The sequence below is a fragment of the Arthrobacter sp. StoSoilB20 genome (genome assembly GCF_019977295.1).
Lineage (GTDB): Bacteria > Actinomycetota > Actinomycetes > Actinomycetales > Micrococcaceae > Arthrobacter > Arthrobacter nicotinovorans_A.
The window spans coordinates 4719876-4742418 of record NZ_AP024651.1 but is presented as its reverse complement, the minus strand read 5'-3'; the positions used below and the strand labels follow the sequence as shown (position 1 = coordinate 4742418).

Annotated in this window: 26 protein-coding genes and 1 tRNA gene; 18 read left to right on the top strand and 9 right to left on the bottom strand. The window is 62.6% G+C overall.

What is annotated here, in order from left to right:
• Positions 1-57: 57 nt before the first annotated feature.
• The 9 genes from LDN85_RS21745 (at position 58) to LDN85_RS21705 (ending at position 9846) form a co-directional block, all read left to right on the top strand.
• Positions 58-1560 (top strand): bifunctional phosphatase PAP2/diacylglycerol kinase family protein, encoded by a 1503-nt coding sequence (locus LDN85_RS21745; RefSeq protein WP_223944259.1) that lies wholly within the window; start codon positions 58-60, stop codon positions 1558-1560.
• A 148-nt stretch (positions 1561-1708) separates the two neighbouring features.
• Entirely contained in the window at positions 1709-2653 is a 945-nt protein-coding gene (locus tag LDN85_RS21740) for an ATP-binding cassette domain-containing protein (RefSeq protein ID WP_026541044.1), read from the top strand.
• A 2-nt stretch (positions 2654-2655) separates the two neighbouring features.
• A complete protein-coding gene (locus tag LDN85_RS21735) occupies positions 2656-3507 on the top strand; it encodes an ABC transporter permease (RefSeq protein WP_026541045.1) in 852 nt (283 codons plus the stop codon).
• Between the two features lie 26 nt (positions 3508-3533).
• A complete protein-coding gene (locus tag LDN85_RS21730; RefSeq protein ID WP_026541046.1) occupies positions 3534-4823 on the top strand; it encodes a histidine kinase in 1290 nt (429 codons plus the stop codon).
• The gene (locus LDN85_RS21725) at positions 4820-5512 is read left to right on the top strand and encodes a response regulator transcription factor (RefSeq protein WP_026541047.1); all 693 of its coding nucleotides are present in this window, start codon (positions 4820-4822) and stop codon (positions 5510-5512) included. Before LDN85_RS21730 ends, LDN85_RS21725 begins: the two co-directional genes overlap by 4 nt.
• Positions 5513-5664: 152 nt before the next feature.
• Positions 5665-6114, top strand: a complete 450-nt coding sequence (locus LDN85_RS21720; protein WP_223944258.1) for an Lrp/AsnC family transcriptional regulator — start codon at positions 5665-5667, stop codon at positions 6112-6114.
• Positions 6115-6341: 227 nt separating this feature from the next.
• A complete protein-coding gene (locus LDN85_RS21715) occupies positions 6342-7784 on the top strand; it encodes an amino acid permease (protein WP_026541049.1) in 1443 nt (480 codons plus the stop codon).
• 97 nt (positions 7785-7881) lie between these two features.
• Entirely contained in the window at positions 7882-9009 is a 1128-nt protein-coding gene (gene alr / locus LDN85_RS21710) for an alanine racemase (protein WP_035760800.1), read from the top strand.
• A 36-nt stretch (positions 9010-9045) separates the two neighbouring features.
• A complete protein-coding gene (locus LDN85_RS21705; protein ID WP_026541050.1) occupies positions 9046-9846 on the top strand; it encodes an IclR family transcriptional regulator C-terminal domain-containing protein in 801 nt (266 codons plus the stop codon).
• A 76-nt stretch (positions 9847-9922) separates the two neighbouring features.
• Here the strand turns inward: LDN85_RS21705 and LDN85_RS21700 are convergent, their stop codons facing one another.
• From LDN85_RS21700 to LDN85_RS21690, 3 genes are all read right to left on the bottom strand, one after another.
• Positions 9923-10699 carry an IclR family transcriptional regulator gene (locus LDN85_RS21700; protein ID WP_026541051.1) on the bottom strand — a complete coding sequence of 259 codons (777 nt, stop codon included), beginning with the start codon at positions 10697-10699 and terminating at the stop codon, positions 9923-9925.
• Positions 10700-10785: 86 nt separating this feature from the next.
• A complete protein-coding gene (locus tag LDN85_RS21695; protein WP_026541052.1) occupies positions 10786-11526 on the bottom strand; it encodes a cyclase family protein in 741 nt (246 codons plus the stop codon).
• A complete protein-coding gene (locus LDN85_RS21690) occupies positions 11523-11969 on the bottom strand; it encodes a hypothetical protein (protein WP_026541053.1) in 447 nt (148 codons plus the stop codon). The genes LDN85_RS21695 and LDN85_RS21690 overlap by 4 nt, the downstream gene beginning before the upstream one ends.
• A gap of 163 nt (positions 11970-12132) precedes the next feature.
• Here LDN85_RS21690 and LDN85_RS21685 point away from each other — a divergent pair, with 163 nt between their 5' ends.
• The 3 genes from LDN85_RS21685 (at position 12133) to LDN85_RS21675 (ending at position 15997) form a co-directional block, all read left to right on the top strand.
• Positions 12133-13011 (top strand): intradiol ring-cleavage dioxygenase, encoded by an 879-nt coding sequence (locus tag LDN85_RS21685; protein WP_026541054.1) that lies wholly within the window; start codon positions 12133-12135, stop codon positions 13009-13011.
• A gap of 38 nt (positions 13012-13049) precedes the next feature.
• Positions 13050-14357 (top strand): M18 family aminopeptidase, encoded by a 1308-nt coding sequence (locus tag LDN85_RS21680; protein WP_026541055.1) that lies wholly within the window; start codon positions 13050-13052, stop codon positions 14355-14357.
• Positions 14358-14581: 224 nt separating this feature from the next.
• On the top strand, positions 14582-15997 hold the full coding sequence (locus tag LDN85_RS21675) for an amino acid permease (RefSeq protein WP_026541056.1): 1416 nt from the start codon (positions 14582-14584) through the stop codon (positions 15995-15997).
• An 84-nt stretch (positions 15998-16081) separates the two neighbouring features.
• Here LDN85_RS21675 and LDN85_RS21670 read toward each other — a convergent pair whose 3' ends face one another.
• Genes LDN85_RS21670 through LDN85_RS21660 form a run of 3 tightly spaced genes read right to left on the bottom strand, consistent with a single transcriptional unit; the run spans position 16082 to position 17072 of the window.
• Positions 16082-16741, bottom strand: a complete 660-nt coding sequence (locus tag LDN85_RS21670; protein WP_035760801.1) for a DUF1345 domain-containing protein — start codon at positions 16739-16741, stop codon at positions 16082-16084.
• 9 nt (positions 16742-16750) lie between these two features.
• A complete protein-coding gene (locus LDN85_RS21665) occupies positions 16751-16912 on the bottom strand; it encodes a hypothetical protein (protein WP_175493495.1) in 162 nt (53 codons plus the stop codon).
• Positions 16913-16922: 10 nt separating this feature from the next.
• Positions 16923-17072 (bottom strand): hypothetical protein, encoded by a 150-nt coding sequence (locus LDN85_RS21660; RefSeq protein WP_223944257.1) that lies wholly within the window; start codon positions 17070-17072, stop codon positions 16923-16925.
• A 19-nt stretch (positions 17073-17091) separates the two neighbouring features.
• Between LDN85_RS21660 and LDN85_RS21655 the strand changes: the two genes are divergently transcribed.
• Positions 17092-17174 (top strand) — tRNA-Leu (locus tag LDN85_RS21655).
• Between the two features lie 70 nt (positions 17175-17244).
• Here LDN85_RS21655 and LDN85_RS21650 read toward each other — a convergent pair.
• Positions 17245-17583: a YnfA family protein gene (locus LDN85_RS21650; RefSeq protein WP_026541058.1), complete on the bottom strand. Its 339-nt coding sequence runs from the start codon at positions 17581-17583 to the stop codon at positions 17245-17247.
• A 234-nt stretch (positions 17584-17817) separates the two neighbouring features.
• Here LDN85_RS21650 and rpsF point away from each other — a divergent pair, with 234 nt between their 5' ends.
• The 4 genes from rpsF to rplI all read left to right on the top strand — a co-directional run bounded on the left by rpsF (position 17818) and on the right by rplI (position 19585).
• On the top strand, positions 17818-18123 hold the full coding sequence (rpsF, locus tag LDN85_RS21645; protein ID WP_011776755.1) for a 30S ribosomal protein S6: 306 nt from the start codon (positions 17818-17820) through the stop codon (positions 18121-18123).
• 50 nt (positions 18124-18173) lie between these two features.
• Entirely contained in the window at positions 18174-18746 is a 573-nt protein-coding gene (locus tag LDN85_RS21640) for a single-stranded DNA-binding protein (RefSeq protein WP_223944256.1), read from the top strand.
• Between the two features lie 128 nt (positions 18747-18874).
• The gene (gene rpsR, locus LDN85_RS21635) at positions 18875-19114 is read left to right on the top strand and encodes a 30S ribosomal protein S18 (protein ID WP_003800144.1); all 240 of its coding nucleotides are present in this window, start codon (positions 18875-18877) and stop codon (positions 19112-19114) included.
• Between the two features lie 18 nt (positions 19115-19132).
• The gene (rplI, locus tag LDN85_RS21630; protein ID WP_024818808.1) at positions 19133-19585 is read left to right on the top strand and encodes a 50S ribosomal protein L9; all 453 of its coding nucleotides are present in this window, start codon (positions 19133-19135) and stop codon (positions 19583-19585) included.
• Between the two features lie 64 nt (positions 19586-19649).
• Here the strand turns inward: rplI and LDN85_RS21625 are convergent, their stop codons facing one another.
• On the bottom strand, positions 19650-20072 hold the full coding sequence (locus tag LDN85_RS21625) for a DUF1801 domain-containing protein (RefSeq protein ID WP_026541059.1): 423 nt from the start codon (positions 20070-20072) through the stop codon (positions 19650-19652).
• A 70-nt stretch (positions 20073-20142) separates the two neighbouring features.
• Between LDN85_RS21625 and LDN85_RS21620 the strand changes: the two genes are divergently transcribed.
• A complete protein-coding gene (locus LDN85_RS21620) occupies positions 20143-20994 on the top strand; it encodes a PhzF family phenazine biosynthesis protein (protein WP_223944255.1) in 852 nt (283 codons plus the stop codon).
• Positions 20995-21010: 16 nt separating this feature from the next.
• On the opposite strand, the gene LDN85_RS21615 is transcribed toward LDN85_RS21620, so the two are convergent.
• Complete coding sequence (locus LDN85_RS21615; RefSeq protein WP_223944254.1) at positions 21011-22543, bottom strand: DUF6297 family protein; 1533 nt, start codon at positions 22541-22543, stop codon at positions 21011-21013.

The window sequence follows — 22543 nt, the reverse complement described above, 5'->3', positions numbered from 1 at the left end:
GCCAGGTGAAGTCGAGGGCAGCCCACCGCAGGGGTGCGCAGGCGTTACTGTGAAGTAATGCGAGGCTTCGTGGCCAAGGGCCCCAAACGAGTTGTGAAATTCGATCACTTCCTGGTCCGGGTTGTCTCCCGGCAACCCCAGGGTGACCATGACGTCTTTTTCCGGCGGCTCTCGGCAGCCGCCACCAAAGGAAAACTCTGGTTCGGTATTGCGGGGGTCATGGCCGCGTTCCCCGGTAAACCGCGCAGGGCAGCCCTTCACGGCGTGTTGGCCTTGGGTGTTGCTTCAGGGGTCACCAACGTCATCTTCAAGCGCGCACTCCCCCGACGGCGCCCGCTTCCTGAGCACCTGCCGCTGTTTCGTTTCGTGAACCCGCAGCCAACCAGCTCATCGATGCCCTCCGGGCACTCTGCTTCCGCGGTCGCCTTCGCTGTGGGGGCCGGCATCGTCTCCCCCGTCATCGGAGTTGCCCTGGCGCCCATTGCCGCCGGCGTGGCTTACTCGCGCGTGCATACGGGCGCACATTGGCCCTCGGATGTGGTGCTGGGTTCCGCCCTTGGGGCCGGCGCTGCTTGGGCAACCCGCAAGTGGTGGCCGGCGCGGCCCCCGGAACCGACTCCCCGGCGCACGCCGGTTGAGGCGCCGGCAATCCACGACGGCGAGGGGCTGAGTATCGGGGTCAACGTCATGGGTGGCTCCTACACGCCCGAGACCGGAGAACTGCTGAACGAAATATTCCCGAAAGCTTATATAAGGGAAATTTCTGAAGGCGAAGACATAGCTGCAGAGATGGAAGCCGCAGCCACGCGGCCCGGAACCGTCGCATTGGGCGTGTGGGGCGGCGACGGAACCGTTGGCACCGCGGCGGCTGCCGCCGTCGAGCATTCACTGCCGCTCCTGGTGCTGCCAGGCGGGACGCTCAACCACTTTGCCCGCGATATTGGCACCGGCTCGATCGATGACGCCATCGAGGCACTGACCAAGGGGAAGGCGGCCTCCGTTGACCTGGGGCATGTAGTGGTGCAGCGTGGCCTGCCTGAAACCCCCGAAACCACGGAGCTGGCAATGCTGAACACCGCCAGCGTGGGCGTGTATCCGAACCTGGTCAGGCGTCGGGAACGGCTCCAGCCGGCAATGGGCAAGCCGATGGCCAGTGTGGTGGCATCCTTGCGGACTTTCGGGGTGAATTCGCCCACCACGCTCATGGTGGATGGGGTAAAGCACAAGCTGTGGATCCTCTACATGGGCCGCGGAAGGTTCTACCCCAGCGACCACGCGCCGCTCCGCAGGCCTGTGCTGGATGACGGCGTCTTTGACCTGCGCATGATCACGGCGGATGAGCCCTTCGCCCGGGCACGGCTGTTGTGGGCTGTGGTGACAGGGACTGTGGCGGCGTCGCGGGTCACCCACCTGACGGAGGCCACCACCATCACCGTGGAAGCAATCGGGCAGCCCCTGGTCCTGGCGGTGGATGGCGAACCGAAGCCCGGAGTCCGCAGCGCCACGTTCACTGTGAAACCCCGTGAACTCCGCGTGTACTCGCCCCTTCCCGCCGGCTGAAGTCCTGCGGGTCATCCGCGAGGACTACCCTGACTGAACCCTGAATCATCCCTGAGACCGGCGATTTACGTCCTCCCGGTGAGTAGCGTGGTGAGTACATTCGAAACTCATCCGCACACTCATTGTGCTCCGAGGAGGGAACGCTTCCATGATCGAAGCAAAAGGCCTGACCAAGGTCTACGGCGAGAAGACCGCCGTCGGCGGTGTCAGTTTCACTGTCCAGGCCGGACGGGTGACGGGCTTCCTGGGTCCGAACGGTGCCGGTAAGTCCACCACCATGCGCATGATCATGGGGCTGGACACTCCGTCGTCGGGCTCTGTGACTGTGAACGGTGAACCGTTCGCCCAGCACAGGGCACCGCTGCGGGAGATCGGTGCCCTCCTGGACGCCAAGGCTGTCCACACGAGCCGCACCGCCTACAACCACCTGCTCGCCATGGCAGCGACGCACAGCATCCCCAAGAGCCGGGTACGCGAAGTCATCGAAATGACCGGCCTGGGGGACGTCGCCAAAAAGAAGGTCAAGGGCTTCTCGCTCGGAATGGGTCAGCGCCTCGGCATTGCCGCCGCACTGTTGGGCGATCCGCAGACCATCATCCTGGACGAGCCGGTCAACGGCTTGGATCCTGAAGGCGTGGTGTGGGTCCGCAACCTGGTGAAGTACCTGGCATCCGAAGGCCGCACGGTCTTCCTGTCCAGCCACCTCATGAGCGAGATGGCGCTCACTGCAGACCACCTGATCGTGATTGGCCGGGGCAAGATCATTGCAGACGCCCCGATCGCCGAAATCATCACCGGCAAAGGCCAGGCACGCACCCGTGTCCGTACCGACCAGCCGGAACGCCTCATGCAACTCCTGGCGGGAACCGGCGTTTCCGTGGAGGTCCATGAGCGCGAACTCCTTGAGGTGTCCGGACTGGATCCCCGCGGGATCGCCAGGACTGCCCTGGAGAACCAGGTCATGGTGTACGAGCTGACCCCGCTTCAGGCAAGCCTGGAAGAGGCGTACATGGAACTGACCAAGGACGAGGTGGAATACCACTCGCACATCACCACCGGGGCCTCGGTTCCCGCCCAGGCCGGAGGGAAATAGACATGAGCACCACAACCTTGGACCGCAGGTCCACCCGCAACGCCGTCGGTCCCGGACCGGCCTTCCACCGTGTGCTGAACTCGGAGTTCATCAAGTTCCGCACCCTGATGTCCACGCTGATCCTCCTGGCCTCGACTGCCTTGGTGATGGTGGGGTTCGCCGCGCTTTCGGCGTGGGGAACCGGACAGTTTGCCGAGCAGGTTGCCAGCGATCCCGAAGCAGCAGCCGCCATGGCCGCACAAGGCGGGGACCTCGCAGTCAGCATTCCCACCTCCGGCATCTCGTTTGCCCAGCTCATCCTCGGCTCTCTGGGCGTCCTGCTCATGAGCTCCGAATTCACCACCGGCATGGCACGCTCCACTTTTGCCGCCGTCCCGAAGCGGCTCTCCCCGTTCCTGGCCAAGCTCATTGTGGTGATGGTCAGCGCCTTCGCGCTGACAGCCGTGTCCATCTACATTGCGGGCCTGGTGTCCCTGCCGATCGTGGACAACTACAACCTCAAGCTGGACCTTGGCAGCTCGCAGTCCGTCAAGCTCCTCTTGGTCAACAGCCTCTATGTCGCAGCAGTGGCAGCAATCGGTATGGCGCTGGGAACCATCGTCCGGAACTCGGCCGGCGGCATCATGAGCCTGGTGGGACTGCTGTTCGTGGCCCCGATTGCCTTCCAGCTCATTCCCGGCGACTTCTTCAAGGAAGCCAACAAGTTCCTTCCCACCAGCACCATCAGTCCCATGACCGCCGTCGAACATGTTCCTGAGACGCTGGAAGCGTGGCAGGCCGCGCTGGTCCTGGGTGCCTGGGTTGTTGTACCGGTAGCCCTGGCCATGATCCTGCTGAAGAAGCGGGACGTCTAGGACGGGTTGCCGTCTAGGCTCGATCCATGACTGAAGCACCACAAGTGAAGGACGCGGCCACCGCTACGGTGGACGCGTCCTTCGCTGAAATCACCCAGCGCCGCAGGGGCCGCATCCGGCGCTACTTCTTTGAGCGGCCGCGCGCCATGGACGCCGTAGTGGTCCTCAGCTACGTGCTCCTGGCCCTGCCAACCATCATTACCTCCATCATTGAGGGCAAGTGGCTGGTAGTGGTGCTGCTGCTGATGATCGCGGCTGCGTTGACGTTCAGGCGACGATACCCACTGCAGGTGGTTGCCGCCGTCGTACTTCTCGAAGTTGCCGCCACCATCCTCAACCCGTGGGGTTCCAACGTCTCGGCCGGCTTGTGGTTCGCGTTGTATGCCGTGGCTTCCCTCCGGAAACGCAGCCTTGCTTTGGTGCTGTTTGTTGCCGCCAGCCTGCCGTTGAGCCTGCTGTACCTGTTTATGTGGACCAGTCCCAGCGGCATGGACAACCTGCAGGACGTCCCCGAGAACTTCCACCTGATCAACAACATCGCAACCGCGGTGACCATCATGTTGTCCAACCTGCTGGCCACCGGCATCGGCATTTCCGTGCGCCAGCGGCGGGAACATGAGGCCGAAATCGCTGCCTGGGCGGCCCGCACGACGCACCTGGGCAAGGTGACGGAGCGGAACAGGATCGCGCGGGAGATGCACGACGTCGTAGCCCATTCCCTGACCGTGATGATCAGCCTGTCCGATGGCGCTGCGGTGGTGGTCCGGAAGAATCCGGAGCGCGCAGGTGAGGTCCTTGGCGAACTGTCACGTACCGGCAGGGCTGCCTTGGCCGACATGCGCCGCGTGTTGGGCGTTCTCCGCGACGACTCCGGGCGCCCGGCACCGCTGACGCCCTTGGAATCCGGGCATAACCTCGCAAAGCTACTGGACGGCTTCCGGACTGCGGGCTTGCCGCTGCACTATGCGCACACAGGCCCTGGCCTCCCGGCGGATCCCGCCTTTGAACTCACCGTTTACCGCATTGTGCAGGAGTCACTGACGAACGTCCTGCGGTACGGCCGCTCGCTCAGCCGCGTTGACGTCCAGGTGGCGCGCGACGCCGATCTGGTCACCATTGACGTGCACGACGACGGCCGCGGAACCTTGGAGGGCGGCAGCGAACCCGTCGGGAGCCTGGGCACCGGCCAAGGCATTGCAGGGATGAATGAACGCGCAGGAATTTATGCTGGAATCGTTACTGCCGGCCCCAGTAAGAGGGGCGGCTGGGCAGTCCACGCCGAGCTCCGCTGGGCCGGCGACAAGGGGGAATCATGACAGAAGACATCATCAAAGTGCTGCTGGTGGACGATCAGCCACTGCTTCGCATGGGCTTCCGGCTCATCCTCGAAGGTGAGGACGACTTCCATGTGGTGGGTGAGGCGTCCGACGGCGCTGAAGCCGTACGCCAAGTGGAAGCCCTGGCGCCGGATGTAGTGCTGATGGATGTGCGGATGCCTGCCATGGACGGCATCGAGGCGACGCGTCGGATCTCGGACTCCGGTTCCGAGGCCAGGGTCATCATTCTCACCACTTTCGACCTCGATGAGTATGCCTTCACGGGCCTGCAGGCCGGCGCGTCCGCCTTCCTGCTCAAGGACGTTGCCCCGTCAGAGCTGGTCCACGCTGTGCGGCTCGTGGCCAGTGGTGACGCCGTGGTGGCTCCCCGGGTTACGCAGCGTCTCCTGGAAACGTACGTTCGTGGCGGAGCAGTACCAGGCCAGTCGCCGACGCCGCACCGGGATCCGTTGCTTGATGAGCTCACCCCACGCGAAACCGAAATTCTCACCACTATTGCCGAAGGCTTGTCCAACGCGGAGATTGCCCACAAGTTTTTCCTGTCCGAGGCGACAGTGAAGACCCACGTTCGCCGGATCCTGAGCAAGCTCCAGTTGCGGGACAGGGTGCAGGTTGTGGTCTACGCCTACGAGACCGGGCTGGTTGTGCCAAGCAACCCGGACTACTGAGCCTTCGCCGGGAAACCCCAACACCAACCGGCCGTCGATGTCCAATTGGTGGCAGGAAACGCCGCTGGGCTTGTGGACGTATCATTTCTTTCGCGGGCCTTTCGGTCGGGGCAGGAGCTTAGGGTTCCTGCAGGGTAGGTGGAAAGGGACACATGGAGCGGGCGGGTCTGGACGGCATCGATCAAAGAATCCTTGCGGAACTCACCAAGAACGCCCGTATCCCGCACGCCGAACTCGCCGGCAAGGTCCTCCTGTCCAGAAATGCGGTGAGGCAGCGGATTGACCGCATGGAACGGCAGGGGTATATCCAGGGCTACACGGTGGTGGCCGGAGTCGACGTCGAATCCCTGGTTTCCGCGTTCCTGATGATCTACCGCAAAGACCGTATGCGGGGTGCGGATGTCCTGAACGAACTCCGATCCATTCCGGAAGTGGTTCTGTGCGACGTCCTCAGCGGGGACTTTGACCTTATTGTGCGCGTCGAAGCACGTTCCCTGGGCCGCGTCCAGGAGATTTGGGAGCAGATCGCTGCCCTCCCCGGAGTGAGTGACACCGTGACGGCAATGACCTTGTCCAATGTGATCCGACGGGCTTCGCTGTAGGAGCTGCGTTTTTCGGGACCAGCAACCATGTAGGGGCGTTCTGCCCTGGAAACAGTCACATCGTCATGCCATGCGGGCAAAGCGTGCGTTATTTGCATTCATAAATGTTTTTAATGACTAAAGTCACATGATCTGTGTTACCTTCGTCACTACAGGCGCCCCCACGGCTCCCCGCCCCGGAAGTCACCGGCGTACCGTTCGCAGCTGTCACTCAACGGAGACAAGACATGGAATCTTCAACACCCCTGAAGCTGGACCATCCAGTTGATACCCCCTTGGCCACCGCGGAACCCGGGTTGCGCCGCTCCATGGGACCCCGCCACCTGATCATGATCGCGATGGGAGGAGTAATTGGCTCAGGTCTCTTCCTGAGTTCGGGGTACACCATCTCCCAGGCAGGCCCATTGGGAGCGGTGATCGCTTACCTGGTGGGTGCCTTCGTGGTCTATTTGGTGATGGCATGCCTTGGGGAGCTCGCCATTGCCTACCCCGTCTCCGGTGCTTTCCACATCTACGCTTCCCGTTCAATCGGTCCGGCAACGGGCTTCGCAACGGCGTGGCTGTACTGGCTCTGCTGGGCAGTAGCCATCGGATCGGAATTCACGGCCTCCGGCCTGCTCATGCAGCGCTGGTTCCCAGACGTCGAGGTCTGGGTATGGTGCCTCGTTTTCGCGGGCCTCCTCTTCGGTTTCAACGCTTTCTCCTCCAAGTTTTTCGGGGAATCCGAATTCTGGTTTTCGATCATCAAAGTGGGCGCGATCATCGCTCTTATCGTCTTCGGCGGGGCCGCGTTGTTTGGCTTCCATCCCCTGGCAGAGTCCGGTAACCACCCCTTCCTTTTCGAGAATTTCAGTACCCCGGGCGGGCTTTTCCCCAACGGTTTCGCCGGAGTGCTGGTCACCGCGCTGGCCGTCTTCTATGCCTTCTCCGGCTCGGAACTGATCGGCGTCGCCGCGGGGGAGACCAAGGACCCTGCAAAGAACATCCCCAAGGCCATGCGCAGCACGGTCATCCGGCTCCTGATCTTCTTTGTTGGAGCCATCGCCGTCATTGCTGCAACGGTCCCTTACGACCAGGTGGGCTTGGATGAAAGCCCGTTTGTGACGGTCTTTTCATCCGTAGGCATCCCGTTCGCGGCGGACATCATGAACTTCGTCATCATCACGGCGCTGCTTTCAGCGGGAAACAGCGGATTGTTCTCCTGTGCACGGATGCTCTACTCCCTGGCCGATGAAGGACATGGCCCCCGGGCACTGAAGAAGCTGACCCGGCGCGGAATACCCCTGGTTGCCCTTTCGGTCAGCATGGTGGGAGGACTGGCTTCACTGGTCAGCAGCGTGGCTGCACCGGAGACCGTCTACCTGGCCCTGGTGTCCATTGCCGGATTCGCGGTGGTGGGAGTCTGGATGTCCATCACAGCATCACACTTCTTCCACCGCAGGGCATTCATCCGTAATGGCGGGAAGGTGTCCGACTTGGCCTACAAAGCGCCGTTCTTCCCGGTACTGCCCATCCTGGCCTTCACCCTGTGCCTGGTGTCCCTGATCGGGATAGCGTTCGACCCTTCCCAAATTGCTGCTCTGTACTTTGGTGTTCCGTTCGTTGCCGCGTGCTACCTGTTCTTCCACTTCCGCTATGGTCCCAAGGCCAAGGCAAAGCGTTCTGCCTGATACGGGATCCGCCATGCGTCGCAGCCGGGCTTTGTGCCCGGCTGTGACGCCATTTCCGGGGGACAACAGTATGACTGCGAATAGGAAACTCTCTGTAGTGACCGACAACCTTGCCAGTTGGCTTGAGATTGACGGTGCTGCCTTCGACGCGAACGTCCGGTCCATGATCGCAATGCTCCAGGACCGGGCACTGTTGTGTGCCGTGATCAAATCCGACGCCTACGGGCACGGGGCGGACCTCCTGCTGCCGTTCCTGGTGGCGTCCGGCGTTCCGTACATAGGGGTAGGCACCAACACTGAAGCGGCACTTGCCCGGAAACACGGGTTCACCGGGAAGTTGCTGCGGGTCCGTGCCGCGGCGCCCCAGGAGATCCGGGCGGGCCTGCCCCACCACATTGAGGAACTCGTTGCCGATCCACAGAGTGCGTGGGAAATGAGCAGGATCGCAGCGGGGGAGGGGCGAAAGCTGCGCGTGCATCTGGATATCAATTCCTCAGGAATAAGCCGGCACAGCCTCGAGGTGTCCTCGCCTTCGGGACGTGCATGCGCTGCGGGAATCATCAGTCATCCGGAGTTGGAACTTGCCGGCATCATGACTCATTTTCCGCACGACAACGTAGGCCACGTGAAAGAAGCCTTGAGCCGCTTCAAGGCCGACTCGAACGCGATCCTCTACCAGGCCGGAATCTCCCGCCACAATGTCCTCCTGCATGCCGCCAACTCCTACACGGCACTGAACGTTCCGTCCGCTTGGTTGGACATGGTCCGGGCGGGTGCTGTGCTCTACGGCGATTCCGATCCCGGGCACTCCATGTTCCAACGCTGCATGAAGTTCAAAGCCCGGATCGGGTCCATCAACAGCTACCCGGCCGGCAGCAGTGTCGGATACGGGCTGACCCATACCCTTGCCACCGATTCACGCCTCGCCACAGTCACTGCGGGCTACGGTGACGGCTACCGACGCTCACTCGGACGGAGGGGGCATGTGCTGGTCCGTGGTCAACGGGTACCGGTAGTGGACATCGTCTCCATGAATTCGATGGTTGTGGATGTCTCTTCCGTCCGGGATATCAGCCCTGGTGACGAGGTAGTCCTCTTTGGTGGGCAGGATGGCGGGCAAATCACGGTGGGGGAGCTGGAGACGGCGAATGAGGCGATCCTCGCGGACCTCTACACGGTGTGGGCCAACGGTGCCCGTGTCCTTGCCGCGGACGTCAGCGTGTGAGAATGGCGTGAACGCTAGGTGGAAGGAGCGGATTTCGTGGAGGTGTCACCGGAGGCGTCATCCCTGGCCCAGGGTCTTCGCCTTGTCCGCATGGTCACGGACCGCGAAAAGCAGGGACGCCAACTGTTGGGTGTCTCCCAGCTCGCAGCTGGCTTGGACATGGAGCAAAGCCGGGTCTCCCGATTGGCCCAGGAGTTGTGTGACCTGGGGCTGCTGGAGCGGGTGGACCGCGGACCGTTCCGGACAGGACCACGCTTCTTCAGCCTTGCAGCGTCCCTCAACAGTACGTGGGTACAGCAATCCCGAGCCGAGCTTGAAGAGCTGGTTTCCGCGTTCGGCCTGCGGTCCAGGCTCTCAGTGCGGGAGGGTGTCCGCGTTCTCTTGCTGCGTTCGTCAACCAATAACTCGGTCCTGGGCGGATTCGCCAAGCCCGGCATGGTCACGCCCGTATGGTGCACGGGGTCCGGGCGGGCCTTGCTGTGGGACCATTCGCAAAAGGACATTGGTTCCCTGCTCAGGGATGTCAACTTCATTGGCGTAGGTGGACCCGCGGCGGCACACACAGCTCCCGAAGTGTCAGATTTGATGGAACGCGACAGGCCGGGAGGCTACGTCTTGGCTGCCGAAGAATTTGAACATGGAGTCTGGGAGCTCGCCGTTCCCGTTCGCGCTGGGGATGGCCGGATCATTGCTGCCCTGAGCGTGCTGGGCAGTCGGTCCGGCGTAGAATCCAATGCCCCGGAAATCGCCGCCGTGCTTCACGCCGGCGCCGAACGCCTTGGCACCCAGGGATCCAGCACCCAGGAGTCCGGCCATCCAAGAAACCCAAGCGCCTAAGACCCAAGCACCCAAAGCCCGGCCACCCAAGAAACCCAAGCGCCCAAACCCCCAGCCGCCCACCGGCGTCGGACGTTTAGGCCTCAACTCCGGGGGCAATCCCGCCCACCCGGGACTCAAGCCACGTCCGCCAGGAACCAAGCGCGACGGCGAAAGCTTCCCGTTGGGGCTCTACGCGCATCTTCGGCCCAACAATTTGCAGGGCTGCGGCGACATCGCCCTTGAAGTCCCGGATGGGCGCGGACAAAGAGTAGAGGCCGGGCTCGGCTTCTTCATCAACAATCGAGTACCCGCGGACGCGTGCCTTGCGGAGCCTATCCAGGAAGTCATCCACGGAGACCGGCGTATTGGGCCCGTGCTTCACGAACTCCACTGTGCCAAGGATCTTCCGGATTTCCGCCTCGGGGGCATCCCACAGAAGCGCCTGGCCGGCATCACTGCAGTAGGCGGGGTAGGGGCGGCCCAACCAGGAGCCCACAAGGTTTGCACTTTCAGGAACCTGCTCGCCAATGGTGACCGTACTGTTTCCGCTCAATACGCCAAGGAAGCAGGCCTCGTTGGTTTCCGTGGCCAAGCCCTCCAAGGCGGTGAGGCCATCGGTCTTCAAGCGTTGTTCGGTGACCAGTTGGGCATCCGTCAGGATGGACCAGTCCAGGCTGTACTCGCGTTGGTCCGAGCGGGTCAGGAAGCCCTCTTGCTGGGCACCCTTGAGGCTTCTGGACACCTGGCTGCGGTCTTTGCCAAGGTGGGCCGCGACGTCGGCCACCGTGCCGCCGTCGAAACCGTCCGCATGACGCGCCCCCACCGCAAGGAGGGCCATCATGCCGCGTCCCATGCTGGAGCTCTTTGACATGGATCGATTCTAGCTACCCCGGCCTGCCCAGGTGTCACAGCAGCGTGCCACGCCGTAAGGCCGCGCCATTAAGCGGCGGCCGGCAGCTAGTGGATAGCGAAGACCCTGGCGGGAAAACCGCTGCCCTCGAGCGGTTTGGCCCATGAAGCTACCAGGGCGGCGCCTGCTTCCGGGAGGTGGTCCATGGAGGCAAGGAGTTCAATTTGCCACTTATCCTGCGCCAGGACGTAGGTTTCCAGGCTGAAATCCTGCCGGGACGTAGCCATGCCGGGGTCGGTATCCGTCTGTTCGTGTCCTACCGCGCTGACTGACCGCTTTTCGATCAGGTACTCCAGGACCTCCCGCGACCACCCCGGGGTGTGGCTGATCCCGTCGTCATCGACGTTCGCCATGGCGGCGCTGTCCGGCCAGCGGTGGCTCCACCCCGTGCGCAGGGCAACAAATGATCCGGCGGGGATCTCTCCGTTCCGCGCTTCCCAGTTGTGGACGTCATCCAAGGTAGGAGTGGCATCCGGATCTACCGCGACGCGTTCGCTGATGTTCAGGACAACCAGTGGCAGGATCATGTCCTCCACCGGCAGCTGATCGAGGGTGCGGCCACCGCGGATAAAATGCGACGGCGGATCCACGTGGGTGCCCCACTGGCCCACGATCGAGTACCGGTGCGCCGTGAACCCGTCGCCCTTTTCCAGGTTGAAGAGGGCTTCCCTGGACTCGTCGGGGAAGGCCGGAAAGTGCGGCTGTCCGGGATGGAAGGCGTGGGTGAGGTCCGTGAAAGTCCTGTTGCGGAGCAGTGGTGCCAGTTCCTGCCAAAGGGGAGGGGTCATGATGCCACCCGCGTTTCGGCGTGGATTGCGGAGCTGCTGGAGACGCTGAGCGGCCCTGATACTTCGATGACCGGAACTTCCCAGGGGTGGATATCCACAATCCGTTGCACCAGCTCCTGGACGGTGCGGTGGTCCAGGGAATCGTCAAAGTAGGTGGTGAACACAAAGGTGGGTGAGATGGTTCGCTGTCCTACGGTTCCCAGTGTGGGCTTTGCGCCCTCGGCCACGGTGAAGCCCTCGAATCCCGCAGAGGACTCGAAGACGTGGTGGTAGTTGCCGAAGCCGCCCAGCTCGGGAGCGGTCTGAAGTTCGTTCAGCAGTGAGCTGATGCCCGCGTCGGACTCAAGGGCTGCAAGGTCGCCACTGGCAAGCTGCTTCATGGTCTCCACCGGTATGGGCCAATGGATCCGAAGCTTGCGCACTGGTTTCAGTTCAATATTCATGCGAGTGACCTTCCGTCATTATGTCCGTGGAGCCATCGTGCCACGATGTGACGGGCATTACAAGCATATGAAAATGTCTATGTTGCACGTTGCGCCAACTCTTCACAGGCTTGCCACAGTGGCACCATGTACAAGACACAGGCTGCACGGGTTTTATGGAGGCATGAATACTCCCCACCCGAACCACGACCGCGGGCTTGAGTTCGACCTCTCCACGCTCCTCAACCGGCGGCGCACTTTGGGTGTCCTCCTGGGCGCCGGCTCGGCAGCAGCCCTGGCTGCCTGCACCCCGGGTACCGGAGGCGGCGCCGCAACGCCGTCGAGCACCGGCAGTGCCGCCACAACAACGCAAAGTTCGACGGCGGCCGCGTCACCTTCCGCTACCAGCACCGTCACGCGGGCCTTCGCCGAATGTGGCGTGGAAATCCCCGAAGAGACGTTGGGACCGTACCCCGCCGACGGAAGCAATGGCCCCAATGTGCTCGAAGCTTCCGGGGTGGTCCGGAGGGACATCCGTTCCAGCTTCGGAACCTCCTCCGCCAAGGCCGAGGGCGTGCCCCTGACTGTAACCCTGACGCTCCTGGACAATGCCAACGGCTGCGCGCCCTTGGCCGGCGCTGCGGTATACGTCTGGCACTGCGACCGGAACGGAAAGTATTCGCTCTACGATCCAGGCCTGAAGAACGAGAACTTCCTAAGGGGAGTGCAGGAAGCCGATGCAAAGGGACAGTTGACCTTCAGCACCATCTACCCCGGTGCCTACACGGGACGATGGCCGCATATTCACTTTGAGGTATTTGAATCCATGGGCAACACCACCGCAGCAGGGCAAGTATTGGCTGTCTCGCAGATCGCCCTTGCGGAAAAGGCGTGCAAGGAGGTCTATGCAACCACCGGCTACGAGTCCAGCGCCCGGAACTTCCCCAGGACGACGCTGACGTCCGACAACGTCTTCGGCGATGACGGAGGTATATACCAATTGGCGACTATATCCGGCTCGGTTGCGGGCGGTTATACGGCCGCGCTGAACGTCACCGTGTAAGCCCCGCCGGCACCGGAAGCGGGGCTAGACTCGGGGTCATGCCTTCGAATGCCTCCACAGCAATTGACCATGTCCAGGACCTGGGTGCCTACGTTTCGGCATCACCGTCGAGCTTCCACGCAGTCCACGAAGCAGGGCGACGCCTGGACGCGGCCGGCTTCACGGCGCTGGATGAACTGGAGCCTTGGGATGGCGGGGCAGGTAGGTTCTACATCATTCGCGACGGCGCCCTGATCGCGTGGGTCACGCCGGAGAATGCGGGCCCCACCACGGCTTTCAATATCCTTGGCGCCCACACGGACTCACCGTCGTTCAAACTGAAGCCCAAGCCCACCACCGGCAAATTCGGTTGGCTGCAGGCCGGCGTCGAGGTTTACGGCGGTCCGCTGCTCAACTCCTGGCTGGACCGGGAACTGCAGTTGGCCGGAAGGTTGGTCATGCGTGACGGTACGCAGCATCTGACGGCCACGGGTCCCCTTCTTCGCTTCCCGCAATTGGCCATCCACCTGGACCGGGGGGTCAACGACAACGGGCTGCATTTGTCCAAGCAGCAGCACATGAACCCGATCTTCGGCCAGGGGGACCCTGCTGGTGAGGACCTCCTGGGATTGCTCGCGGATCGCGTTGAGGGCGCCACAGTGGATGCGGCTGCCATTGGCGGGTACGACGTCGTAGTGGCAGACACGCAGCCACCCGCGGTTTTCGGGGCCAACAGCGAGTTCTTCGCTTCAGGCCGAATGGACAACCTGTCCTCCACCCACGCCGGCTTGGTGGCATTGATCAGCCACGCTGCAACAGCTACGGAAGGGGGCCCGATCGCTGTTCTGGCCGCTTTCGATCATGAGGAGATCGGCTCCAACTCGCGTTCCGGTGCCTGCGGCCCCATCCTCGAAGACATCCTGGTCCGCATTTCGGACGGGCTCGGTGCCTCGGTGAGCCAGCGGCGGCAGGCCTTTGCGGCCTCGTTCTGCGTCTCGGCCGACGCGGGCCACGCCGTCCATCCCAACTATGCGGAAAAGCATGATCCTGCCAACAAGCCGGTGCTCAACGGTGGGCCGCTGCTGAAGATCAACGCCAACCAGCGCTATGCCACGGATGCTACGGGTGCTGCGTTCTGGGCCCGGCTGTGCGATGAGTCCGGTGTTCCATACCAGGAATATGTATCGAACAACGATCTCCCGTGCGGGTCCACCATTGGGCCCCTGACCGCTACGCGCCTTGGCATCCGGACGGTGGACGTGGGCATCCCCTTGCTGTCGATGCACTCTGCCCGCGAGCTGTGCGGCGTTGAGGATCCCCGGTATCTGGCGACTGCTGTTGAGCTGTTCTTCCGCACTTCGCTCTGACGGATAGCCTCAAACAGTTATTTCAGGGGTGTGACAAAAGTTTCGAATATGAAACAGGGGATGCCTCACGGTTTACATTTTGTGCACACACCCCTTTTTGGTGCTGTCAAAATGTTCAGCTGCACAGGCGTGGTGGTTGGGTAGCAGGCTAGCGTGAATGAGTCATGTGGCCCGTGGCACACCGCGCGGCCACCCCGCAAAAACCTAAAGGACGGCGCAGATCCATGCACGCTGACCAACAACTTTCAAAATCCCTGAAGCCCCGCCACCTCTCCATGATCGCCATTGCCGGCGTGATCGGCGCAGGACTGTTCGTTGGCTCGGGGGCCGCCATCCAGCAGGCCGGTCCCGGCATCCTCGTGGCCTACCTGGCTGCCGGCCTGGTGGTCATCCTGGTGATGCGGATGCTGGGCGAAATGGCTGCTGCCAACCCGGAGACCGGCTCGTTCTCCACATACGCTGACAAGGCCCTTGGCCGCTGGGCAGGGTTCAGTATTGGCTGGCTCTATGCCTGGTTCTGGATCATCGTCCTCGGCATCGAGGCAACGGCGGGCGCCGCCATCATGCACCGCTGGGTGCCCGGCGTGGACCAGTGGATCTGGGCGCTGGTTTTGATGGTGCTCCTGACATTGACCAACCTTGGCTCCGTGAAGTCCTACGGCGAGTTCGAGTTCTGGTTCGCGTCCATCAAGGTCGCTGCGATCGTCATATTCCTCCTTGCCGGCATCGCTGCCATCCTCGGCCTTATGCCGGGTGTTTCCGCGCCGGGCGTCGCCAACCTCCTGGACCAGGGCGGCTTCATGCCCAATGGTCCAGGCGCAGTCCTGGCGGGCATCCTCGTGGTGGTGTTCTCGTTCTTCGGCGCCGAAATCGCCACCATTGCCGCCGGCGAATCGGAGAACCCCGTAGACGCCGTGAAGAAGGCCGTGAAGTCCACCGTGTGGCGCATCCTGATCTTCTACATCGGCTCCATCGCCATTGTTGTCACGCTCCTGCCGTGGAACGACGCCTCCGTGGCCAAGAGCCCCTATGTTGCCGTGATCGAGCTCTACGGCATCCCGGGCGCAGGCACCATCATGGACATCGTGGTCCTCACCTCGGTGCTGTCCTGCCTCAACTCCGGCCTGTACACCGCCAGCCGCATGCTGTTCTCGCTCTCGCAACGTGGCGACGCTCCCAAGTCCTGGATGAAGATCTCCAAGCGTGGCGTGCCGGCAGCAGCAGTCCTGGCCTCCACCGTGGTGGGTTTCGTGACCGTTGGCCTGAACTACATCGCCCCGGACACAGTGTTCCTGTTCCTCGTGAACACCTCCGGAGCCATCGCACTCTTTGTGTGGCTGGTTATTGCGGCCTCGCAGCTCATCCTCCGCAAACGCATGGGTGCCGCGGCCAAGGACCTCGACCTCAAGATGTGGTTCTTCCCGTACCTCACGTGGATTGCAATCGGTGCCATCGTGGCGCTGATCATCGGCATGGTCATCATCGATTCCACCCGTGAATCGCTCTTCCTGTCGCTGGCACTGGCCGCGATCGTGGTGGGCATCGGTGTGTGGCGCTACCGCAAGCGCGGCGCCACTTCACCTGAGGCGACCACTGAAGAAGCCGAGCAGGCCAGCATCGGTGGGGGACCGGCGTCGTAAGCGTCTTTCAACAGCGGGGCAGCAACCGTCAACATTCGACGGCGGCTGCCCCGTTTCGCTTTAAGCTCCCGTTGAACGTCTTGGTTATTGGGCCAGGCCGATGACCAGGTTGATGGTCACTGCCAGGATGACGGTTCCAAACAAGTAGGAAAGAAGGCTGTGCTTGAGCGCTTCCAGCCGGATCGAGTGGTTTCCGAGATTGGTGTCGGAGACCTGGTAGGTCATACCCAGGCTGGTGGCCAGGTAGGCAAAATCCGTGTACTGCGGTGGCCGGTCCTGATTGAAGCTGATGCCGCCCACGGAACCCCCGGCATGGGCGTCCCTGCTGTAGTAGAGCTCTGCATAGCGGAGTGTGAACAGTGTCTGGACCAGCATCCAGGACAGGCCCACGCACCCCAAAGCCAAAGCTGCAGAGGCCAAACGTGAGCCCGTCCCCTGGGCATGGGAATCCACGATCACAGCTGCCACGGCGGCGAGGCTGGCCAGATTGGCGACGAGGATCAAAAGATCCGTAACTCCCCTGGAGGGGTCCTCGGAGGTTGCGTGCTGTTCCGTGCGGGACGGATCCAGCCGGGCGATGACAAGCCAAACCCAGGCAACGTAGACCAGTGCGGCCACGGCCCAACCAACTGCCGGAGCGTCCACCCAACTGCCCGAGAGGCCGGTGGCGGCAAAAGCCGCTGCGCCGGCCAGCACCATGACCACAAACCGCAGCCGGCTCCGCTTCACCCTGACATTGTCCATGTGCCCACCCTAGCCAGTTGGAGGTTGGGCTTCCTTGTGTCCGCTCCGTTTCTCGTCGGCCTGGAGGATTCCGTCGCGTACGCCGGAGCGGACCACGAAGTACAGGGAGTAGAGACCTATCGCGGCGAACACGACGGTCAGGAGCAGGGCGCTGATGGGTGTGGCATCCATGTGCACCACCCTAGCGATGAACCGCCCTGGCGAGGACGGCCTTGGTGAGCGCCGCCTTGGTGAGGACCGCCTCGGCGAGGGTGCTAGAGGCGACAGGAATCCACGGATCGGCTTCGTTCGTGTTATTGTCTTTGTCGCTGTCAAGGAGAAAATGGAACATTGTTTCTCCTGATCACCTTGCGCGGGTGGCGGAATGGCAGACGCGCTAGCTTGAGGTGCTAGTCCTCGAAAGGGGGTGGGGGTTCAAGTCCCCCTCCGCGCACAGAGAAACCCCCGGAAGGAAATCTTCCGGGGGTTTTGTCGTGTTCGGGCCGGTACCGTCGGTGCCGGGCCTAGGCGCCCGGGCGTGGTGCGAACATGATCACGCCTACGCCCGCAACACAGATGGCCGCGCCGATCACGTCCCAGCGGTCGGGACGGAAGCCGTCCATGAGGATTCCCCACGCGAGCGAGCCGACGATGAAGACGCCCCCATATGCTGCCAAAACCCTGCCGAAGTGGGCATCGGGTTGGAAGGCTGCGAAGAAACCGTAAATGCCAAGTGCCAGGACGCCCAGTCCAGCCCACCACCAGGCCTTGCCCTCACGGACGGCTTGCCAGATCAGCCAGGCACCGCCGATCTCTGCAACGGCGGCAAGAATGAAGAGAATGATGGACTTCAGGACGGTCATGGCTCCAGTATTCCCTGCTCCATACCCCCTCGTTATCCACATACGCCAAGTGCCCGGTTCCAGCCGCGGACACCCTCGAATAGCTTTGAGTGCAGGAGATGCACTAAGATATTGAAGTCTGTGTTACGCCCTCTTGCCGTGTCTTCGGTCGGGGAGCGCCAACGCAGCATCGCAAATGAACCTCCTGTTACGGAAATACCGTAACCGCTTAGCCCAAAGGAGGTGGGTTCACATATGCGTCCTTACGAATTGATGGTAATCATCGACCCCGAGGTCGAAGAACGTACCGTAGAGTCGTCGCTTCAGAAGTTCCTCAATGTCATCACCACCGATGGTGGAACCATCGAAAAGGTAGACATCTGGGGCCGTCGCCGTCTGGCGTACGACATCAAGAAGAAGTCCGAAGGTATCTACGCAGTGGTGAACTTCACCGCAGCACCGGCTACCGCCAAGGAACTTGATCGCCAGCTGTCTCTCAACGAGACGATCATGCGCACCAAGATCATCCGTCCTGAAGACCAGAAGGTTGTTGCTGAGTAATCAGCCCCTTTCAGATCTTTACCCCGCAGGAACGAACAAGGAGGAAGTAGATGGCAGGCGAAACCACTATTACGGTCATCGGTAATCTCACCAATGACCCGGAGCTGCGGTTCACCCCGTCTGGCTCGGCAGTAGCGAACTTCACCATCGCTTCTACTCCCCGGACCTTTGACCGCCAGTCCAATGAGTGGAAGGACGGGGAAACCCTGTTCCTCCGCGCATCTGTCTGGCGCGAAGCGGCCGAGAACGTAGCGGAGTCCCTCACAAAGGGAATGCGCGTCATCGTTTCCGGCCGTTTGAAGAGCCGTTCCTACGAAACAAAAGAAGGCGAAAAGCGCACCGTTATCGAGCTTGAGGTCGACGAAATCGGCCCCAGCCTGCGTTACGCAAACGCCAAGGTCAACCGTACCCAGCGCTCCGGCGGTGGGCAGGGCGGCTTTGGTGGCGGTAACGCCGGTGGCTTCGGAGGTGGCGCTCCTGGTGGAAACCAGGGCGGCGGCAACTCCGGTGGAACCTGGGGCGGCAACCAGCCCGCACAGCAGCAGGATGACCCCTGGGCTACGCCCGGTGTCAGCAACGCTGGCGGCTGGGGCAACGGCCCGGATTCCGAACCTCCCTTCTAAACACAACATTAAAGTCCGACGCCGGACGCTCACCGGAACTGCCGCAAGGCACCAAGGTGGCAACCGCCGTCGAACACCACCATCCCGTGGATCAATATCCACGGGCTCCATAGAAAAGGAGCTCCACGATGGCTAAGGCTGAACTCCGTAAGCCCAAACCAAAGTCCAACCCCTTGAAGGCCGCTGACATCACTGTCATCGACTACAAGGACGTAGCACTGCTGCGCAAGTTCATCTCCGACCGCGGAAAGATCCGCGCTCGTCGCGTCACTGGCGTTACCGTTCAGGAACAGCGCAAGATCGCCCAGGCAATCAAGAACGCCCGCGAAGTTGCTCTGCTGCCTTACTCCGGCGCTGGCCGCGGCTAAGGGAAGGGATTAACTAACATGGCAAAGCTCATTCTGACCCACGAAGTAACCGGTCTCGGTGCTGCTGGCGATGTCGTCGAGGTCAAGGACGGTTACGCACGTAACTTCCTGCTGCCCCGCGGTTTCGCCCTGACCTGGAGCAAGGGTGGCGAGAAGCAGGTTGAGTCCATCAAGGCTGCCCGCGCTGCTCGTGCCCACGCTTCTGTTGAAGCTGCACAGGCACAGGCCCAGGCTCTGTCCTCCAAGAAGGTCAAGCTCGAGGTGAAGGCCGGCGAGTCCGGTCGTCTCTTCGGCACCGTCAAGCCTGCTGATGTCGCTGCTGCTGTTGAGGCCGCTGGCCTCGGCGCCATCGACAAGCGCAACGTTGAACTGCCGAACCACATCAAGTCTGTCGGTTCGTACACGGCCAACGTTCGCCTGCACGAGGACGTTTCCGCTGTTATCGACCTTGAGGTCGTAGCCAGCAAGTAGTCTCAGACTGCAACTGAAGACCCCCGCTACCGGATTCCGGTGGTGGGGGTCTTTTTGCGGGAAATCATGGGGTGTGCAGCGACTCCATGACGTGCTTGTATCCCGTGCGGATCATCTGGGCGAGGACTTCGCGGTCGATGTCGTCCAGTTTGTTCACGTAAAGGCAGGCCGCGCCGGTCTTGTGTTTGCCAAGGTCGGGAAGCAGTCGGTCAGCATCCGGACCATAGGTCAGCCCGTACAGCGCCAGGTTGGCCTTGCGCGGCGAGAACCCGACGGCGGCCGAGTCGCCTTCGCGGCCGGTCCCGTATTTGTAGTGGTAGCTGCCGAAGCCCACAATGGTGGGCCCCCACATGACTGCCTCCTGACCGGTGATGGTGCGCATCATCCCGAGCAGCTCGAAGCCGTCCGCACGCCGCGTCGGGTGTTCCACTGCGGCCAGGAAATCTTCAGCGGACACGTCCGTGGGCTGGGTCTTGTTCTCTGCCATAGGGGTAGTTTCGCAGACGCAGGACAGGTTCGTCAGCAATACCTGGCTGCGCCGATGGTAGCCTTCACCGGTGACTTCACAAGCGCCGCGCACCCGCCCGTTCCACCAAGTGGATGTCTTTTCCGATCAGCCTTACCGGGGCAATCCGCTTGCGGTGGTGGTCGATGCCGAAGGCCTCAGCAGCGAGCAGATGCAGCACTTCGCCAACTGGACAAACCTCTCGGAGACCACGTTCCTCCTCCCTCCCACTGACCCCAGGGCGGACTACAAGGTACGGATCTTCACGGGCAGCGAGGAGTTCCCGTTTGCCGGGCACCCCACCCTTGGTTCGGCACACACGTGGCTGCAGGCCGGGGGCGTGCCAAAGACAGATGGCGTCCTTGTCCAGGAATGCGGCGCGGGTTTGGTCCGGGTGAAGCACGACGCCGGACGGTTGGCTTTCGCCGCGCCGCCGCTGACCCGCTTCGGCCCGGTTGATGACGACATCAAGACCCAGCTCGCGGCAGCCCTGCGTCTGCGCGAGGAAGAGTTGCTGGATGTGTCATGGCTTGTGAACGGGCCCACCTGGATTGGAGTGCTCCTCAGCTCGGCGGAACAGGTGCTGTCCATCGACCCCGACTTCGTTGCCATGGGTGACCTCAAAGTGGGAGTGATTGGTCCCTATCACCCCGGTTCCGCCGTCGACTTTGAAGTCCGCACGTTCATTCCGGGCGACGCCATGGTGGAAGACCCAGTGACCGGCAGTTTCAACGCCGGCGCGGCCCAATGGCTGATCGGAAGCGGCCGTGCGCCCGAGGAATACGTCGCTGCCCAAGGTACTGTGCTCGGCCGGGCAGGCAGGATTCACGTCAAGGCCGGGGACGGCGAAATCTGGGTGGGCGGGGCGTCGGCAACGTGCATCGAAGGGACCGCCCTGCTCTAGGCAAGTCCCTGTGCACTCAGGGCTGCTTTGGCCGCGCCAACACAACCATCAGGAAGATCCCTGCACTGAATGCGGCCTGCACCATCAGTACGGACCACGGGACGTACCCCAGGTAAAGGGCCACCAGCAATGGAATTGTCGCCAGGATGGTTACATCCAGTCCGCGGAGCAGGGACCCCAACTGGGCGCGTGGTACAGGGCCAAAGGGGGTTTCAACCGGCGGAGCTGTCCAGTCCGGCGGGGTCCTGGCGGCCGCCCGGAGAGTGCCCGCACCCATGCCCACGCCCGCAAGGCCGCCAACACCGACCAACCACGGATCCGCAGCGCCCAAAAGAACCAACAGCCCGCTGAGCGTCGCCATCCACGCGGCCATGGCCAGGCACGGCATCAGGGCGCGGCTGGTCTTCACCAGTGCCGGATGCAAGGGCAGCAGGGCATCGAGCTCAGGAACCAGCGCGGTCTTGCGGACCACGGTTCCCATGCCGGACGCAGTGGCGCATCCCGCGATCACGATCACCGCAAGCTGCGCGAACTCGGGCAGGCCGCCTTCTACGAGGAGGATCGCCACGCAGGCCGCAAGCCATAGGCCGGCTGGGATCAGCGGGGGATTCAGGCGGAGGAAGGCAACGGCGTCAGCACGGATCAGCGAGCCCAGTGGACCACGCGCCGGCCGGGCGTAGAAGCGGCCGGCCCTGCCGCCGTCGACCCTTTGACGGCCGCCACCCAAGGCCCGAAGTACCTCGTTGGAGTCCATCAGGAACAGCGACGCGCCGGCGTGGCCGGCCACGGCACCACCGCGAACCAGCTCTTCACCCCGCACCTTACCGGCGCGGGGCGCCACCAGCGCCAGTAGTCCGACGGCGGCAGCGGCTACCAGCGCCGCCGGCCAAGGCGATCCGGACAGTGACGGCAGGACTGCGCAGGCGAGGAGGGCCGCCGTCGTCGCAGCTTTACCTGCGCGCGGTCCCAACCAGCCCAGTTGCTGCACTGCCGCCATCGCCATGGCAACAGCAGCGGCGCCGCCAAAGGAAAGTGCAGCGAGAAGATGTTCACTGGGGGTGCGGTCAACGGCGGTCACCAGGCTGAAGGGCAAGTAGACGATGCCCGAACCTGCCGCCGTAAGCGTGACCTTGCGGAGGAACGACGGCAGGACCATGGGCCGGCGGTCCACCGGCAGCGACAGCCACCAGGTACTTTCTGGCCCATTTGCCGTTATGGGCCCAAGCTTTCGCGCCAGGTTGCTGATGACCATGAGGACCGCGAAAGTTACTGAAGTCCACAACACGGTTTCCGGAAGAACCAACCACCGTTCGTCGATGATGCTGTTGGTTGTGGACGCCCTGTCCGCAATCTCGTTGCGCAGCGCCAGAACGAACGAGGCCGCGATGGTGAGGGCGACGCCGATCCCCAGCCCCCAGCTGTAGGCGTCCACAATACGGTCACCCCAGGAGGTCCGGCTGCGTTTGTAGCGTCGGGCGGATCGGCGCGTGAACCGGACAAGATCTGCGGCCAGCTTCCTGTTTTGCCTCGACGGTTCAAGGTCGAGCAT

Coding starts and splice junctions, on each gene's coding strand:
- LDN85_RS21720 (WP_223944258.1), top strand. CDS start 5,665: ATGGAGCGGGCGGGTCTGGACGGCATCGATCAAAGAATCCTTGCGGAA.
- LDN85_RS21660 (WP_223944257.1), bottom strand. CDS start 17,072: ATGTTCCATTTTCTCCTTGACAGCGACAAAGACAATAACACGAACGAA.
- LDN85_RS21665 (WP_175493495.1), bottom strand. CDS start 16,912: ATGGATGCCACACCCATCAGCGCCCTGCTCCTGACCGTCGTGTTCGCC.
- LDN85_RS21745 (WP_223944259.1), top strand. CDS start 58: ATGCGAGGCTTCGTGGCCAAGGGCCCCAAACGAGTTGTGAAATTCGAT.
- LDN85_RS21695 (WP_026541052.1), bottom strand. CDS start 11,526: ATGACCCCTCCCCTTTGGCAGGAACTGGCACCACTGCTCCGCAACAGG.
- LDN85_RS21690 (WP_026541053.1), bottom strand. CDS start 11,969: ATGAATATTGAACTGAAACCAGTGCGCAAGCTTCGGATCCATTGGCCC.
- LDN85_RS21650 (WP_026541058.1), bottom strand. CDS start 17,583: ATGACCGTCCTGAAGTCCATCATTCTCTTCATTCTTGCCGCCGTTGCA.
- LDN85_RS21700 (WP_026541051.1), bottom strand. CDS start 10,699: ATGTCAAAGAGCTCCAGCATGGGACGCGGCATGATGGCCCTCCTTGCG.
- LDN85_RS21730 (WP_026541046.1), top strand. CDS start 3,534: ATGACTGAAGCACCACAAGTGAAGGACGCGGCCACCGCTACGGTGGAC.
- LDN85_RS21615 (WP_223944254.1), bottom strand. CDS start 22,543: ATGCTCGACCTTGAACCGTCGAGGCAAAACAGGAAGCTGGCCGCAGAT.
- LDN85_RS21675 (WP_026541056.1), top strand. CDS start 14,582: ATGCACGCTGACCAACAACTTTCAAAATCCCTGAAGCCCCGCCACCTC.
- LDN85_RS21640 (WP_223944256.1), top strand. CDS start 18,174: ATGGCAGGCGAAACCACTATTACGGTCATCGGTAATCTCACCAATGAC.
- LDN85_RS21715 (WP_026541049.1), top strand. CDS start 6,342: ATGGAATCTTCAACACCCCTGAAGCTGGACCATCCAGTTGATACCCCC.
- LDN85_RS21685 (WP_026541054.1), top strand. CDS start 12,133: ATGAATACTCCCCACCCGAACCACGACCGCGGGCTTGAGTTCGACCTC.
- LDN85_RS21735 (WP_026541045.1), top strand. CDS start 2,656: ATGAGCACCACAACCTTGGACCGCAGGTCCACCCGCAACGCCGTCGGT.
- LDN85_RS21725 (WP_026541047.1), top strand. CDS start 4,820: ATGACAGAAGACATCATCAAAGTGCTGCTGGTGGACGATCAGCCACTG.
- LDN85_RS21670 (WP_035760801.1), bottom strand. CDS start 16,741: ATGGACAATGTCAGGGTGAAGCGGAGCCGGCTGCGGTTTGTGGTCATG.
- rpsF (WP_011776755.1), top strand. CDS start 17,818: ATGCGTCCTTACGAATTGATGGTAATCATCGACCCCGAGGTCGAAGAA.
- rplI (WP_024818808.1), top strand. CDS start 19,133: ATGGCAAAGCTCATTCTGACCCACGAAGTAACCGGTCTCGGTGCTGCT.
- LDN85_RS21680 (WP_026541055.1), top strand. CDS start 13,050: ATGCCTTCGAATGCCTCCACAGCAATTGACCATGTCCAGGACCTGGGT.
- LDN85_RS21625 (WP_026541059.1), bottom strand. CDS start 20,072: ATGGCAGAGAACAAGACCCAGCCCACGGACGTGTCCGCTGAAGATTTC.
- rpsR (WP_003800144.1), top strand. CDS start 18,875: ATGGCTAAGGCTGAACTCCGTAAGCCCAAACCAAAGTCCAACCCCTTG.
- LDN85_RS21740 (WP_026541044.1), top strand. CDS start 1,709: ATGATCGAAGCAAAAGGCCTGACCAAGGTCTACGGCGAGAAGACCGCC.